General features: G+C 68.0%; 13 protein-coding genes. 8 read left to right on the plus strand and 5 right to left on the minus strand.

From position 1 onward, the window contains the following. Together ffh and ASC55_RS03045 are read right to left on the minus strand one after the other, a co-directional pair. A complete protein-coding gene (gene ffh, locus ASC55_RS03040; protein WP_055868542.1) occupies positions 1 to 1,560 on the minus strand; it encodes a signal recognition particle protein in 1,560 nt (519 codons plus the stop codon). Positions 1,561 to 1,611: 51 nt separating this feature from the next. Beyond that, entirely contained in the window at positions 1,612 to 2,196 is a 585-nt protein-coding gene (locus ASC55_RS03045) for a TetR/AcrR family transcriptional regulator (RefSeq protein ID WP_017830739.1), read from the minus strand. Between the two features lie 99 nt (positions 2,197 to 2,295). On the opposite strand from ASC55_RS03045, the gene lipB reads away from it, so the two are divergent. Both lipB and lipA read left to right on the plus strand, forming a co-directional pair. Next, a complete protein-coding gene (gene lipB, locus ASC55_RS03050; protein ID WP_055872608.1) occupies positions 2,296 to 2,949 on the plus strand; it encodes a lipoyl(octanoyl) transferase LipB in 654 nt (217 codons plus the stop codon). Continuing rightward, positions 2,946 to 3,935, plus strand: coding sequence for a lipoyl synthase (lipA, locus tag ASC55_RS03055; protein ID WP_055868546.1), 990 nt, complete (start codon positions 2,946 to 2,948; stop codon positions 3,933 to 3,935). Before lipB ends, lipA begins: the two co-directional genes overlap by 4 nt. A gap of 24 nt (positions 3,936 to 3,959) precedes the next feature. On the opposite strand, the gene ASC55_RS03060 is transcribed toward lipA, so the two are convergent. The 3 genes from ASC55_RS03060 to smc are packed head-to-tail and all read right to left on the minus strand — an operon-like array spanning position 3,960 to position 8,981. Further along, positions 3,960 to 4,460 carry a DUF2004 domain-containing protein gene (locus ASC55_RS03060; protein WP_017830742.1) on the minus strand — a complete coding sequence of 167 codons (501 nt, stop codon included), beginning with the start codon at positions 4,458 to 4,460 and terminating at the stop codon, positions 3,960 to 3,962. A gap of 44 nt (positions 4,461 to 4,504) precedes the next feature. Beyond that, positions 4,505 to 5,377, minus strand: a complete 873-nt coding sequence (gene ftsY / locus ASC55_RS03065) for a signal recognition particle-docking protein FtsY (protein WP_055868548.1) — start codon at positions 5,375 to 5,377, stop codon at positions 4,505 to 4,507. Between the two features lie 55 nt (positions 5,378 to 5,432). Then, entirely contained in the window at positions 5,433 to 8,981 is a 3,549-nt protein-coding gene (gene smc, locus ASC55_RS03070; RefSeq protein WP_055872610.1) for a chromosome segregation protein SMC, read from the minus strand. A 528-nt stretch (positions 8,982 to 9,509) separates the two neighbouring features. On the opposite strand from smc, the gene ASC55_RS03075 reads away from it, so the two are divergent. The 6 genes from ASC55_RS03075 to ASC55_RS03100 all read left to right on the plus strand — a co-directional run bounded on the left by ASC55_RS03075 (position 9,510) and on the right by ASC55_RS03100 (position 14,585). After that, the gene (locus ASC55_RS03075) at positions 9,510 to 9,794 is read left to right on the plus strand and encodes a hypothetical protein (protein ID WP_055868552.1); all 285 of its coding nucleotides are present in this window, start codon (positions 9,510 to 9,512) and stop codon (positions 9,792 to 9,794) included. 168 nt (positions 9,795 to 9,962) lie between these two features. Further along, positions 9,963 to 11,042, plus strand: a complete 1,080-nt coding sequence (locus ASC55_RS03080; RefSeq protein WP_055868554.1) for a GNAT family N-acetyltransferase — start codon at positions 9,963 to 9,965, stop codon at positions 11,040 to 11,042. A gap of 101 nt (positions 11,043 to 11,143) precedes the next feature. After that, complete coding sequence (locus tag ASC55_RS03085) at positions 11,144 to 11,839, plus strand: ABC transporter ATP-binding protein (RefSeq protein WP_055872613.1); 696 nt, start codon at positions 11,144 to 11,146, stop codon at positions 11,837 to 11,839. After that, on the plus strand, positions 11,836 to 13,158 hold the full coding sequence (locus tag ASC55_RS03090; protein ID WP_055872615.1) for an FtsX-like permease family protein: 1,323 nt from the start codon (positions 11,836 to 11,838) through the stop codon (positions 13,156 to 13,158). Before ASC55_RS03085 ends, ASC55_RS03090 begins: the two co-directional genes overlap by 4 nt. A gap of 45 nt (positions 13,159 to 13,203) precedes the next feature. Then, positions 13,204 to 13,728, plus strand: a complete 525-nt coding sequence (locus tag ASC55_RS03095; RefSeq protein ID WP_200942471.1) for an ArsR/SmtB family transcription factor — start codon at positions 13,204 to 13,206, stop codon at positions 13,726 to 13,728. Next, a complete protein-coding gene (locus tag ASC55_RS03100; protein ID WP_055872617.1) occupies positions 13,725 to 14,585 on the plus strand; it encodes a M23 family metallopeptidase in 861 nt (286 codons plus the stop codon). Before ASC55_RS03095 ends, ASC55_RS03100 begins: the two co-directional genes overlap by 4 nt. Positions 14,586 to 14,587 lie beyond the last annotated feature (2 nt).

A 14,587-nucleotide genomic window follows, 5' to 3' on the forward strand; every position in this document is an offset into this window, starting at 1 on the left:
TCAGCTCTTGCCGAAGAGCTTCTGGATCTCCGCGAGGTCCGCCTCGCTCGGAGCCTTCGCCGCTCCGCCGCCGAGACCGAACCCGGAACCGGTGGGCGTCGCGGATGACGCGATCCCCGCATTCTCGGCCGCGCGCTTGGCGGGGTTTCCCGAGCGGGAGCCGCCGGAGGACTTGGCCTTCTTGCCGCGCTTGGAAGATGCACCGGGACGCCCCATGCCGGGAACGGCCCCCATACCGGGAATGTTGGGGGTGCCGCCACGAGCAACGGTCTTCATCATCTTCGCGGCCTGCTCGAAGCGCTGCACGAGCTGGTTGACATCGGTGACCGTCATTCCGGATCCGCGTGCGATACGCAGACGGCGTGATCCGTTCAGGACCTTGGGGTTGCGTCGCTCGCCCGGCGTCATCGAGCGGATGATGGCTTCGGTGCGGTCGATCTCACGCTCGTCGAAATCTTCGAGCTGCTGCTTCATCTGCCCCATGCCCGGGAGCATCCCGAGCATCTTCTTCATCGAGCCCATCTTCTTCATCTGCTGAAGCTGGTCGAGGAAGTCCTCGAGCGTGAAGGCCTCGGTCGCGAGCTTCTCGGCCATCTTCATGGCCTCTTCCTCATCGAAGGCCTGCTGCGCCTGCTCGATGAGGGTCAGGATGTCGCCGAGGTCGAGGATGCGGCTCGCCATACGGTCGGGGTGGAACGGCTCGAGGTCTTCGAGACGCTCGCCCGTCGAGGCGAAGATGATCGGGCGGCCGGTGACGGAGGCCACCGAGAGTGCGGCGCCACCGCGGGCGTCGCCGTCGAGCTTCGACAGCACGACTCCGGTGAAGTCGACACCCTCCTGGAACGCCTTGGCGGTGTTCACGGCGTCCTGACCGATCATCGCGTCGATGACGAACAGGACCTCATCCGGGTTCACAGCCTTGCGGATGTCGGCGGCCTGCTTCATGAGCTCGGCATCGACGCCGAGACGGCCGGCGGTGTCGATGATCACGACGTCGTGCTGCTGCCGTCGCGCGTACTCGACGCCGTCACGCGACACCTTCACGGGATCGCCGACGCCGTTGCCCGGCTCCGGTGCGTAGACAGATGCGCCGGCCTGCTCCGCGACGACCTGGAGCTGGGTGACCGCGTTCGGGCGCTGGAGGTCAGCCGCGACGAGCAGCGGCGTGTGCCCCTCACCCTCGAGCTGCTTGGCGAGCTTGCCTGCGAAGGTGGTCTTACCGGAGCCCTGCAGGCCCGCGAGCATGATCACGGTCGGCGCGGTCTTCGCGAACTGCAGACGACGCTGCTCTCCGCCGAGGATCTGCACGAGTTCCTCGTTGACGATCTGCACGACCTGCTGGGCTGGGTTCAGCGCCTTGTTGACCTCGTCGCCGAGGGCGCGTTCGCGCACCTTCGCCGTGAATTCCTTGACGACCACGAGCGCGACGTCGGCGTCGAGCAGGGCGCGTCGGATCTCGCGCACGGTGCCGTCGACGTCGGCCGCGGTGAGCTTTCCCTTCGTGCGCAGATTGCGGAAGGTCTCGGTGAGCCGATCGGAGAGCGTGCCAAATGTAGCCATGGTGCTCTGATTCTACGCGAGCGGAGGCCGGTTGCTCAGCGCCGTGCGGACTCAGGACCAGGGCAGGTCGTGGATCGTCCCCAGCGCTTCCCGGAGGACGGTCTCGGGAGTGCCGCGTCCGGCTCCCTGTTCCGCCCAGACCCGCAAGGATGACAGCACCGCCGCCGCGTGAGCGGCCCCCAGGATATCGGCGCGGATGACATCGACCCCGGCGGCGGACGCCGCACGCGACACCGCCGTGGACAGGCGGGCGAGGCGGAGTCCGGTGTCGCGGACGAGCTCGTCCTCCAACCCCATCGCCCGAGCGTTCCGAAGAGCGAGCGCGAGCGGATCAGGGGCGAAGTCGTGCACCACACGCAGCAGGATGTCGCGAACCTCGTCCCCGGTCGCTGCCCTGTCGAGCCGCTCGAGAGAAGCTATGGCCTGACCGATGCGCTCGTCGACACCCGACCACAGCACGTCGCTCTTCGAAGCGAAGTAGTTGAAGAAGCTGGATCGGCTGACGCCGGCGCGCTGGGTGATGTCAGCGACTGACGTGGCGTCGTATCCGCGTTCGAGGAAGAGCTCGCACGCAGCTTCTGCGAGCGTCTCTCGCGAAGACGCCTTGGGGCGACCGGCCCTGCCAGGGGAACTCATGCCCTCACGCTACCGCGAGGACCACCACGACGACGCCGTCGGCAGTGCGGAGGGGTATTGTTGTTCCCAGTCCATTTACTCAAGGAAAGCGGTTCTGCGATGCTCGAGATCCTCACCCCTGGATTCGCTCCGACGCCCGTACCGTACCTCGACGGATGGGATCTTCAGCGCCGTATCCACGCCGATGTCGTCGGACGTACACGTCCGGACACACTGATCCTCCTCGAGCATGAGGCGGTGTACACCGCGGGAAAGCGGACGGAACCGCAGGAGCGCCCACAGGACGGGACTCCCGTGATCGACGTCGATCGCGGCGGCAAGATCACCTGGCACGGCCCCGGGCAACTCGTGGGATATCCGATCGTCCGCCTCGTCGAGCCCATCGATGTCGTCGCCCATGTGCGTCGGCTCGAGCGCGTGCTCATCGATGTGCTGCGCCCGTTCGGCGTCGACGGCTATCAGGTAGACGGCAGAAGCGGCGTCTGGGTGCGCCGACCGCTCTCCGAAGACAAGGTCGCAGCGATCGGGGTGCGCGTGCAACAGGGAGCGACGATGCACGGCTTCGCCATCAACTGCGACAACTCGCTGACCGGGTTTCGCGGAATCATCCCGTGCGGGATCACCGACGCCGGGGTCACGACGGTGAGCGAGGTGGCCGGCTCCGCCGTCTCCCCGCTCGACCTCGTCGACGCCGTCACCCGCGCCTTCCTGGCCGAGTACGCGACCACTGAACTGACAGGAGCCACCGCATGACCGCCGCACCCGAGGGGCGCAAGCTCCTGCGCCTGGAGATCCGCAACGCCGAGACGCCGATCGAGCGCAAACCGGAGTGGATCAAGACCAAGGCGAAGATGGGCCCCGAGTACACGGCCCTGCACTCCCTCGTGAAGAGCGAGGATCTGCACACGGTGTGCCAGGAGGCCGGCTGCCCGAACATCTACGAATGCTGGGAGGACCGGGAGGCGACCTTCCTCATCGGCGGGTCTCAGTGCACGCGCCGGTGCGACTTCTGCCAGATCGACACCGGGAAGCCCGCCGACTACGACACCGATGAGCCGCGTCGTGTCGCCGAGAGCGTGGTCCGCATGAACCTGCGCTACGCGACCGTGACGAGCGTGGCGCGCGACGACCTGCCAGACACCGGCGCATGGCTCAACGCCGAGACGGTGCGCAAGATCCACGAGCTCAATCCGAACACCGGTGTCGAGCTGCTCGCCAACGAGCACAACGCCGATCCGGCATTCCTCGGTCAGATCTTCGACGCCCGTCCCGAGGTGTTCGCGCACAACGTCGAGACCGTACCCCGCATCTTCAAGCGCATCCGTCCCGCCTTCCGCTACGAGCGGTCCCTGAACGTGCTCACCCAGGCGCGAGACGCGGGGCTGATCACCAAGTCGAACCTCATCCTCGGGATGGGCGAGGAGCCGGAAGAGGTCGTCCAGGCGCTGAACGACCTGCACGACGCCGGATGCGACATCATCACGATCACGCAGTACCTGCGCCCCTCACCTCGTCATCTCCCGGTCTCGCGGTGGGTGAAGCCCGCGGAGTTCGTCGAGTTCAAGGAGGAGGCGGAGCGTATCGGTTTCCTCGGCGTCCTCGCCGGTCCCCTTGTGCGGTCCTCGTATCGGGCCGGGCGTCTGTGGGCGCAGTCGATGCGGTCGAAGGGCCGCGAGATCCCCGCCCACCTGTCGCACATCGCGGACAGCGCAGACCTCGGTTTCGCCCAGGCCGTCTGACCCGGACGCGCTCCGAGGTGTGGCTCAGTCCGCGCTCATGACGGACTGCACGCTGCCGTCCGAGCCGAGGTTCACCAGCAGCACGTCGTCCGTCGAGCTGTCGTCGAGGGCGTACTCGAGCACCGCGAAGGGCTCGGACCCTCCGTGCTCATCAGCGAGGATGGTCATGCTCATCAGGCGCAGGGAACGGATGATGTCGACCGCCGCGTCGCCGGACACGTCGACGAGGACGTCGGGAAGATCATCGCCGTACGTCTCCTGCTGCTGAAGGATGTACTCGGTCACCTCACTGGTGCGGTCGTCGACTTCGGCGAGCATGCCGCGCCGGGCGGTGTCGTCGACGCTCTCCAAGCCAGCGATGAGCGAGGCGGCGATGTCGAGCGCGTCGGCGGACACGTCGTCCTGATCCGGCGCGGTCAGATCGACGGTGACGCTCTGGTCGCCGAGCTCCACGGTCTCCGACCAGAAGATCGAGCCGTCGGGACCCGAGGACAGGAGTCCGAAGTAGTCGTGTTCGATCGCCATAACGCTATGAAACCAGCCTCGTGCTCACTGCGGTAGTCCCGTCATCAACCGACCAATGACTGGACGAACACATGGGGGGTGAAACCGGTCAGATCGTCGATCCCCTCGCCCTGGCCGAGCAGCTTGACCGGGATCCCGGTGCGCTCCTGCACGGCCAGCACGAAGCCGCCCTTGGCAGAGCCGTCGAGCTTGGTGAGGACGAGTCCGGTGACGCCGGCGTGCTCGAGGAAAGCCTCGGCCTGCATCACGCCGTTCTGGCCCGTGGTGGCATCGAGCACGAGGAGCACCTCACTGATCGGGGCCTGCTTCTCGATCACGCGCCGGACCTTCGAGAGCTCATCCATGAGGCCGCCCTTGGTGTGCAGACGCCCCGCCGTGTCGATGATGGCGATCTCGATGCCTTCACGCTTGGCGTACTCGACCGTCTGGAAGGCGACGGATGCCGGGTCCTGGCCCTCTTGCTGCGGACGCACGATCGCGGCCCCGCCGCGCTGCGCCCAGGTCGCGAGCTGCTCGACCGCTGCCGCGCGGAAGGTGTCGGCCGCGCCCACGACCACGCTGCGCTGATAGCCGCGGAGGAACTTCGTGAACTTGCCGATGGTCGTCGTCTTGCCCACGCCGTTGACACCCACGACGAGCACGACAGCGGGACGCTCGGTGAGCTTCAGCGTCGTGTCGAACTTGGCGAAGTGCTCCTCGAGGGTCTCCCGCAGCATGCGCTGAAGGTCCTTGGGGTCGGTGGTGCGGTACCGTTCGACCTTCGCGCGCAGCTCGTCGACGACGCGCTCGCTGATGTCAGGTCCGAAGTCGGCTGTGATGAGAGCCGTTTCGAGGTCCTCCCAGGTCGTCTCATCGATGGTGGGCTTGACGAACATGCCGCGCAGTGCGCGACCAAGAGACCAGGACTTCTCCGCCATCACTCCAGCCTACGGGTTGCGCGGGTGGATGCTCCGCGCGAGGCGGTTCGATCCGCTAAACGGCCGCCGCCGCCCGATCTCCGACACGCTGCCCCACGACCGCCGAGACGCCGTCCTGGCGCATCGAGACGCCGTAGAGCGCATCGGCGATCTCCATGGTGCGCTTCTGATGCGTGATGACCAGCAGCTGCGAGCTCTCCCTCAGCTGCTCGAAGACGGTGAGCAGCCGGCCGAGGTTCGCATCGTCCAGAGCGGCCTCGACCTCGTCCAGGATGTAGAACGGGCTCGGCCGCGCCTTGAAGATCGCGACCAGCAGCGCCACGGCCGCCAACGACCGCTCCCCGCCGGAGAGGAGGGAGAGGCGCTCGATCTTCTTCCCGACCGGCCGGACGGACACCTCGATGCCCGTCGTCAGCATGTTGTCGGGGTCCGTCAGCGAGATGCTCCCTGTCCCACCGGGGAACAGCAGAGGGAAGACCTGCCCGAACGCCTCCTTCGTGTCTTCGAAGGCACTGGCGAAGATCGTCTGCATCCGCTCATCGAGATCGGTGATGATCGTCAGGAGGTCTTGGCGCGTCTGGGTGAGGTCGGCCAGCTGCTCGGTGAGGAAGGCGTGCCGCTGCTCGAGAGCGGCGAACTCCTCGAGTGCCAGCGGGTTCACGCGACCGAGCTGGGCGAGTTTGCGCTCCGCTTCGGCGAGACGACGCTGCTGGATGCGACGGTCGAACGGTATGGCCGTGTCATCCGTGTGCTGATCGCCGTCGTGCGGCGCCACGCCCGGATCGCGCGGGACCAGCTGGTCAGGACCATATTCCGCAACGAGAATATCTTCGTCGAGAGCCAGCTCGGAAGCGACGCGCTCGAGAAGGCTGTTCAGGTGGAGCTTCTTCTCGTGGATCTGCAGCTCGAGTCCGTGCACGCTCTCGGTGAGCCCGGCGAGCCGCTCCCGAAGCGAGCTCTCCTGCGCGCGCAGGGCGACGAGTTCCTGATTCTGCGCCGATCGTGCAGCTTCAGCCTCGCGCAGAGCGAGGCGCGCCTCCGTGACCGAGCGATCCAGTGAGTCGAGGATGCGAGGCAGTTCTTCGGCCACGCCGGACGCCGCCTCTCGCTGCGCACGGCGGATGACCGCTCGGCGCGCAGCCTCGGCCGCGGCATCCCTCTCGTGCTCGCGCTGCCGCTCCAGGCTCGTGACCCTCGACTGCGCCGCACGCACGCGCTCACGCAGGGTCTCGATCTCGAGCCGTGCCCGTACCTCACCCTCTCGTGCGAGTTCCAGAGCTTCGAGCAGCCCATCTCGCGCGGAGGCATCGAGCACGGGACGCGGCGCGGAGATCGCGTCGTCCAGCGCCGCCTTCGCCGACTCGGCCTTGGCCTCGGCCTCGGCGACGGCGGACTGCGCCTGTGCGAGCCCCGTCTCGAGGCGCTCGCACTCGGCGACAGCGGATTCGTGGCGCACCGTGACGCGGTTGACCTGCTCGGCGTGGGTGGCCAGAGCCGCATCGTGCTCCCGAAGTGCCCGCAACGCGTCCTTGGCCTGACGTCTGGTCGTCTCGACCGCCTCGTTCGCCTCCTCGCGCGCTTCGCGGAGTGAGTCGACGACGATCTGGATCTCGGCGAGCCGCTCGGTCGCGGCGTCCCTCTCGGCAGCGAGCTCCAAGCGGGAGCGCTCTCCCCCGGAACCAGTGCGCAAGGTCTGGGCCGTGACGACCTCACCCGCGACCGTGACGATGGTCGTGAAGGTGTCGCCCGTCGCATCGAGAGCCGCTCGTGCCGCCCGCGCCGAGTCCAGATCGTCGGCGATCAGCACATGGGACAACACGCCGAGCACGCCGTCGGGAGCCGTGACCGTGTCGACGGCGGGCGTGACCCCTGCGACGACGGGGAGCACCGGGTCGGGTCTGAACGCGTCAGCGATGACGAAGTCGACCACGCCCCTCCGCTGCTCCGCTGCATCCATCGCCAGTGCGAAAGCGTCGGCAGCCGTGTCGATGAGCACGCCCTCCGCGAGCGGACCGAGGACCGCGGCGATAGCGGCCTCGAAACCGGCGCGCACCTGCACGGCATCGCCGACGAGGCCGCGCACGCCCTTGCCACCCGCTCTGACGATCTCGGCAGCGCCACCCGACAATGCGAGCGCGCTGCTCAGAGCATATGCCTTCGCCGTCAGAGAGTCGACTTCGCGCTCGGCGGCGTGCAGGCGCTCCCGAAGGGCCTCGCGCTCGGACTCCGCAGCCGTGGCGGCGCGCTGTGCGCTCTCGTAGGCGGCCGCGTGTTCGGCCGCCGTTCCTTCGGGCGCCTCCGCGTCGTCGATGGACTCGAGGGCCTGCGCGGCCTCGCGTCGGCGCACGTTCGCCGCCTCGAGGGCGTTCTCCTGACGGAGCACCGCTCCCCGGACAGCAGCGAGGGCGGATGCGGCGGCATCCGCAGTTCCGCGCAGAGCCGACACCCGCATGTCGTATGCGGAGACGAGGGCGCTCTGCTCGGCGATGTCGACGTCGAGCGTGTCGAGTTCGGCACGCGCGTGCACCACTTCGCGACTGGCAGCTGCCGCCGCATCCTGGGCATCTCCGAGACCGGCCGAGATCAGATCGATCTCCTCCTTGGCCTCGTCGATCGTGGCCTGCGTGACCGTGACCGCGGTGACCGCGGCGTCGTCGTCTTCGGTACCGAGGAGGGCGAGCCGCTGATTCGCGAGCGTGAAGAGGCCACGCATGCGCTCCTGCACCTGCTCGAGGCCGAACGCCACGCTGCGTGCCTCGTCGACGGCGACGGAATTCTGATCCTGCTCCAGTCGCGCGATGCTCGCGCGCACGGTCTCGGCCTGGTCTGAGAGCACCAGCCGCTCGGTGTGGCGCTCGTGCTCCGTGCGCGTGTGATCCGCGAGTGCGGCGCGCAGGGCGACGACGTCATCGGCGAAGATACGAGCCTTGGCATCGCGCACGACCGCAGCGATCGTCTGCGCCTCCCGGGCGATCTCGGCCTGGCGTCCCAACGGCTTGAGCTGCCTGCGGATCTCGCCGGCGAGGTCGCTCAGGCGGGTGAGGTTGGTCTCCATCGCATCGAGCTTGCGGAGGGTCTTCTCCTTGCGTCGGCGGTGCTTCAGGATTCCCGCCGCTTCCTCGATGAACCCGCGGCGATCCTCCGGAGACGCCTGGAGCACCGTGTCGAGACGGCCCTGGCCGACGATCACGTGCATCTCGCGGCCCAGGCCGGAGTCGCTCAGAAGCTCCTGCACATCGAGGAGACGGCATCCCTCGCCGTTGATCGCGTACTCACTGGAACCGTTGCGGAAGAGCGTACGGCTGATCGTCACCTCGGCGTACTCGATCGGCAACGCGCCGTCGGCGTTGTCGATCGTGAGCTGCACCTCGGCGCGACCGAGCGGACCGCGCGTCGACGTTCCGGCGAAGATGACGTCTTCCATCTTGCCGCCACGCAGCGTCTTCGCACCCTGCTCGCCCATCACCCAGGCCAGGGCGTCGACGACATTCGACTTGCCCGAGCCGTTCGGACCGACGATGCAGGTGACACCGGGCTCGAAGACGAAACTCGTCGGCTGCGCGAACGACTTGAACCCCTTGAGAGTCAGGCTCTTCAGATGCATGCGGGCACCGCTCGTCCGGGGAGAATCACGCGGCTACGCTACCGGAATCACGCGGTTTCAGCCTTATCCCGCGCGGGCGGCGAGAGAACTCGAGCACCAGACGACACGCCGAGCGGGACCACATGTGCTTGACGCCCGCCCGCTGGATTCGCTACGGTTGCGTCCGGATCGCCACACGAAAGGAGGTTACCGATGATTACGACTCAGCTCAACGCACAGGCCACTGGCCTCGCCGCGCCCGCGAACTTCGCGCCGCGCCACGCGTTCTCGGTAACCGCCGGCGTCCGCATCAGCGCTCTCTCGTAGAACCGCACACAGAGATTCCGTGCCCGTAGTGGGCTCTATCCGGTCGGCTCTTCCGCGCCCCGTCTGCTGACCTGCATCCCAGGTCACGGCTCATCCCCGCGTGCGGGGCCACTTTTGCGTGACCCCGTCGCCCCGCGTTCTTCCGCATCGCTCCTGGCCGCTTCCTCGGTCGACGTGCGGTGCTTCCGCATCCATCACCGCCTTTCTCTCGAAGGAACCATCGTGAACACCACGTTGCATCGCAGCGACATCCACCCGCCCGATATCGAGGACCGCGAGGTCCTCCAGATCCCCCACCCCGACGAGCTGCGTCGCCTGTCGCTCGCAGATCGTCTCTCCCTCCGGATCGGCCTCTGGCTCTTCCAGAGGGCGCAGCGCCCCCGGCGTCCGCGCCGCGGCCTGCACATCGATCCGGCAGACATGCTTCTGCTCGGTGAGCAGCGTCATCGCTCCGCCGCGGAATCCCAGGCACTGCTGATGTTCGACCTGCAGCGCGGAATGCGCTGATGATCGGGCGTCGGTGATGCTCGTCTCTCCTCCGATGGTTCCCCACCCCCGCCTGCTCCGTGCGGGCGGCGGCGGGGAACCATCGCCGGGGCCTCACCGCCGGCACTCTCCCCCGCTCCGCCCGTCGCGGAGCTCACCCGCTGGAAACACCTACGAAGGAAACATCACATGACGACCGTCGAACCGACGATCACGCCGCTGATCGTGCCGGTCTCCCTGGACGCCGATGACGCGGCCGACTTCCGCGCCTGCGCCGCACTCAACCGCCAGATCTGCGATGAACTGGTCGGCCTCCCCGATCTCGCCTCCACAGCCGAGCAGATGCTGCCCGGATGGCAGGACCAGACAGACGCACTCCACCGGGGGTTCGTCGCCCGCATCGACGGGCAGATCGTCGGCATGATCACGATCTACATCGCCCTCGAAGATGAGGCTCACGCGATCGAGTTCGACCTGCTGGTGCCGCGCGAACACTGGGGGCAGGGCATCGAGGATGCCCTGCTCGCGCAGGCGGAAGCCGAGGCGCGGGTGCATGATCGAAACGTCCTGCAGACCTGGACGCTGCATCGTCCGGAGGGCGCGGAGCGCATGCTCGTGCCGCGCACGAAGTGGGGACGGATCCCGGCGACTCCGCTCTCCGACCTCGTCGAGAGCGACGGCTACGTGCTCGAGCAGGTCGAGCGCAACAGCGAGTACGACCTCCACGCGGACCCCGCTCCCCTGCGCGCAGCGCTGACGGACGCGACCGCGTTCGCCGGCCCCGACTACCGCGTCCTCGAATGGGATATGCCGACTCCGCCCGAACTCCGGGACGGCTTCGCGGACGTCCTCGCCCGGCTGTCGACGGATGCGCCGAGCGGCGACATGGACTTCGCCGAGGAGAGCTGGGACGCCGATCGCGTCGCCCGCCGGGAGGCGAGGATCCTGAGCTCCGGTCAAGCCGTCTCCGTGGTCGCGGTACAGCACGTTCCGACGGGAGAGCTCGTCGCCTACAACGAGCTGGTCATCGCCGCGGACCGCACCGGTGTCACGGAACAGTACGGCACCCTGGTGCGCAAGGACCACCGCGGGCATCGTCTGGGCACGATCGTGAAGTGCGCGAACCTGCTTCGCTGGCGCGAGCTGATGCCGCACTCCACCGTCGTCTCGACCTTCAATGCGGAGGAGAACAGGCCGATGCTGAGCATCAACGAGGCGATCGGCTTCGTGCCCGTCTCGTACGCCGGGGCGTGGCAGAAGATGATCTGACGAGCGCGCGGACCCGATCTCATTCTTCGGGATGACGTCGGGTCCGCACCGTCATCCGCCGGAGCGATGACGGCACCGCGGCGGGTGGCGAGGCTGGAAGCATGAACACTCCCGTGATCGAAGCCCACGCCCTCATCAAGACCTTCGGGACCACGCGCGCTCTCGCCGGCGTCGATCTGGCGATCCATCGAGGCGAATCCGTGGCGATCATGGGCGCCTCCGGCTCCGGCAAGACGACGCTCCTGCACGTGCTGGCTGGAATCACGGCGCCTGATGCCGGCAGCGTCGTCTTCCGCCCCGCCGAGGGCGCCCCCATCGAGGTGACCGCGCTCAGCGAGTCCGCGCGCTCCCGTCTGCGTCGCGAGAGGTTCGGGTTCGTCTTCCAACAGGGTCTTCTCATCCCCGAGCTGACGGCAGTGGAGAACGTCGCGCTGGCGTCCATGATCAACGGCGTCCGCCGCCAGGACGCCGTGCAGCACGCGGCGTCGTGGCTCGCGGCTCTCGGGCTCGCCGGGATGGAGGATCGTCGCATCGGCGAGCTCTCCGGCGGACAGGCCCAGCGCGTCGCCATCGCCCGCGCTCAGGCGACCGGCGCAGAGCTCGTCTTCGCCGACGAGCCCACGGGCGCCCTCGATTCGACGACGTCCTCCGAGGTCATGGACGCCCTCCTGTGGTCGACGACCGGGCAGGGACGCACACTCGTCGTGGTCACGCACGATCCCGACGTCGCCGCCCGCTGCACACGCACGGTCGCCGTGCGCGACGGACGCATCGTCTCGTCGGCGGTGGCCGCATGAACCGCAACGTCCTCGCCCTCCTGCTGCGGCCTGCTCCCGGCCAGAACAGCGTCCTCGCGCTGCCGGTGGTCGCCTTCGCCGTGGTGACGATGCTGGTCCTCACGGTCATCGGGGGTGCGCAGTCCTTCTGGGGATGGATGGATGAGATCGCTCCCCTCTACCAGGCCCTCGCGGCCATCGCGCTGGTCCTGCTGGTGGTGCCGCTGATGTCCCTCGGTGGCGCGGCGGCCCGGCTCTCCGCACGTCGGCGAGACGAGCGGCTCTCCACCCTCCGCCTGCTCGGAGTGTCACCGGCCGGAGTCACGGTCGCCACCGTCGCGGAGTCGGTGCTCGTGGCTGCGGTCGGCGCTCTCGCCGGTGTCATCGGGCACGTCGCGATCAGCCCTCTCATCGGGCTGATCCCGTTCCGGGGCGAAGCACTCGGGTTCGCAGCCGTGGTCCTTCCGCCGCTGCAGACCGTGATCGTCGTCGCGGCCGTGCTCGCACTAGCGGCCACCAGTGCCGTCATCGGCCTTCGACGCGTCGTCATCTCGCCCCTGGGCGTGCGCACGCGCACGGACGTGCCACCGGTGCACTGGATTCGCGCCGTGGTCGCCGCCGGTGCGATCGCGATCGCCTTCGTGCTGATCAAGGTGTTCCCCTCGGTCGGCGGCCTGTTGATGACGATCGTCGTCCTCGCCGGGCTGTTCGCAGCTGCGCTGGCGGTGCTGAATCTGGTCGGCCCTTGGGTGCTCAAAGTCTCAGCGGGACGCCAGCTGCGCCGCGCCGAACGTCCCGAGCGACTGCTCGCCGCGCGGATCGTGCTGGATTCTCCGAAGGCGGCCTGGCGTCAGGTCGGAGGTATCGCGATGGCGAGCTTCATGGCCGTGTTCGCCGGCACGGGAGTCGCCCTGCTGAACATGATGAGCACCGCCGACGCCGCCGCGTCCGACATCGCCCTCGCCGACGACATCCGCACCGGGCTCATCATCACACTCATCGGCTCGTTCCTGATGGTCGCGGCGTCGGTCGGGGTCAATCAGGCGTCCGATGTGCTCGACCAGCGCGACCTGCACCGCAGCCTGCACCACCTGGGCATGCCGATCGAGACCGTGGATCGGGCGCGTCGTCGCGCGATCATGTCGCCTCTGCTGGTCACGGCGATCGGGTCGGCGCTGGTCGCAGCCGTCCTGGTCTTCCCGCTCGTCGGGATCGCGCTCATCACGGCCCCACTCTCGCTGATGACCATCGCCGCCGTCGTGTCGGTCGGGATCGGCGTGGTCTGGGCCACCACGTGGGCCACGCGCCCACTGCTGCAGCGTTCCTTCCAGACCGTGTGAGAGCGACTCATGGTCGAATAATACGTAATGACGTATTATTCGACCATGAGTGATGAGATCTCCCACCTCCGCGAAGCACTACTTGCTCTGACCGAGCGGGTGGCAGTGCTGGAGCAGACGCGCCACGTCTCACACAGCGCACCCTTCGACGAGGGCGGTTTCTGGGCGTTGAACGGCTTGCAGGCGCGCCTCCCCGATGACGCCTCGACGACAGAGGGAGCGGTGATGCTCGTCGGCGCGCTGACGTTGCCGACGGGAGCACCGGTGTCCTGGCAGCAGACCGTGGGAACCGCAGGACAGCTGGAGGCCACGTGGGCGGAACGCGCATCCGTCTTCGCGGCGCTCGGACACCCTGTGCGCCTCGAGCTCCTTCGTCATATCGTCTCGGGAACCCACGCCACGTCGGAGCTCGCCGCCGTCGACGGCCTCGGGACGACCGGACAGCTGCATCATCATCTGCGCCAGCTCGTGTCGGCCGGATGGGTGCGCCAGAGTGGGCGCGGCAGCTATGAGGTGCCGGCCGCACGCATCGTGCCCCTGCTCGCGTGCGTGCTCGGAGCAGAACGATGAGGCGCATCCTGCTCGCCCTCTACCGTGTGCGCGGGCCTCTCTACGGCGTCACCGCTCTCATCCTCGTCGCCGTCGCCTTCACCAGTGGGATCAGCCTGGGCGATGGCACTCGTCAGGCGAGGAGCATCGTCGCCGTCATCTCGGTCGGTGTGCTGGCGGTCTGCGTGCTTCTGGTCCTCATCGGGCCACGCCTGATTCCGACCAGAGACGCCGTGGCGATCTCGGCTCCGGTGTCCGGGCGGTGGCTGAGCGTGAACAGTCCTGCGACCAAGGTTCCCAGCCACGGCATCCGTCTGTACGGACAGGCGTACGCCATCGATCTCGTGCACGAACCCGACGACACCGCCCGCCCGTCGTTCGGCAGCGGGTCCGCCATGCGGCCGGCGCGGGAGTACCCCGCCTTCGGCGAGCCGGTGTTCGCCATGATCGACGGCGTCGTCGTGCGCGCCACCGACTGGCGGCGCGACCATCGAGCCCGATCGAGCGGGTTGGCGATCGCCTACATGCTGATCGAGGGAGCGGTGCGCGAGCTCGGCGGACCCGGATTCATCTTGGGCAACCACGTGACGATCCGCGGGGCGAACGGCGACTTCGCGACCGTGGCTCACCTGGAGCAGGGGTCCGTCGCCGTGAAGGTCGGTGAGACGGTACGCGCCGGGACCCGGATCGCACGTTGTGGGAACTCCGGAAACAGCAGTGAACCGCATGTCCACGCGCAGCTCATGGATAGAGCATCGCCGTGGACGGCTCAAGGCCTACCGATGCTGTTCGTCGACGTCGTCCTCGACGAGGGCGGTCCTCTCGCGGCTCTCCCCGGAACGGGGCAGCACATGATCACCGCGGTCCCGCGCGGGTAGCC

The sequence above is a fragment of the Microbacterium sp. Root322 genome, from assembly GCF_001425645.1.
Classification (GTDB): Bacteria; Actinomycetota; Actinomycetes; order Actinomycetales; family Microbacteriaceae; genus Microbacterium; species Microbacterium maritypicum.

Excerpts from the sequence above, each read along its gene's own strand:
- ffh (WP_055868542.1), bottom strand. The coding sequence starts at position 1,560 with ATGGCTACATTTGGCACGCTCTCCGATCGGCTCACCGAGACCTTCCGC.
- ASC55_RS03045 (WP_017830739.1), bottom strand. The coding sequence starts at position 2,196 with ATGAGTTCCCCTGGCAGGGCCGGTCGCCCCAAGGCGTCTTCGCGAGAG.
- lipB (WP_055872608.1), top strand. The coding sequence starts at position 2,296 with ATGCTCGAGATCCTCACCCCTGGATTCGCTCCGACGCCCGTACCGTAC.
- lipA (WP_055868546.1), top strand. The coding sequence starts at position 2,946 with ATGACCGCCGCACCCGAGGGGCGCAAGCTCCTGCGCCTGGAGATCCGC.
- ASC55_RS03060 (WP_017830742.1), bottom strand. The coding sequence starts at position 4,460 with ATGGCGATCGAACACGACTACTTCGGACTCCTGTCCTCGGGTCCCGAC.
- ftsY (WP_055868548.1), bottom strand. The coding sequence starts at position 5,377 with ATGGCGGAGAAGTCCTGGTCTCTTGGTCGCGCACTGCGCGGCATGTTC.
- smc (WP_055872610.1), bottom strand. The coding sequence starts at position 8,981 with ATGCATCTGAAGAGCCTGACTCTCAAGGGGTTCAAGTCGTTCGCGCAG.
- ASC55_RS03080 (WP_055868554.1), top strand. The coding sequence starts at position 9,963 with ATGACGACCGTCGAACCGACGATCACGCCGCTGATCGTGCCGGTCTCC.
- ASC55_RS03085 (WP_055872613.1), top strand. The coding sequence starts at position 11,144 with ATGAACACTCCCGTGATCGAAGCCCACGCCCTCATCAAGACCTTCGGG.
- ASC55_RS03090 (WP_055872615.1), top strand. The coding sequence starts at position 11,836 with ATGAACCGCAACGTCCTCGCCCTCCTGCTGCGGCCTGCTCCCGGCCAG.
- ASC55_RS03095 (WP_200942471.1), top strand. The coding sequence starts at position 13,204 with ATGAGTGATGAGATCTCCCACCTCCGCGAAGCACTACTTGCTCTGACC.
- ASC55_RS03100 (WP_055872617.1), top strand. The coding sequence starts at position 13,725 with ATGAGGCGCATCCTGCTCGCCCTCTACCGTGTGCGCGGGCCTCTCTAC.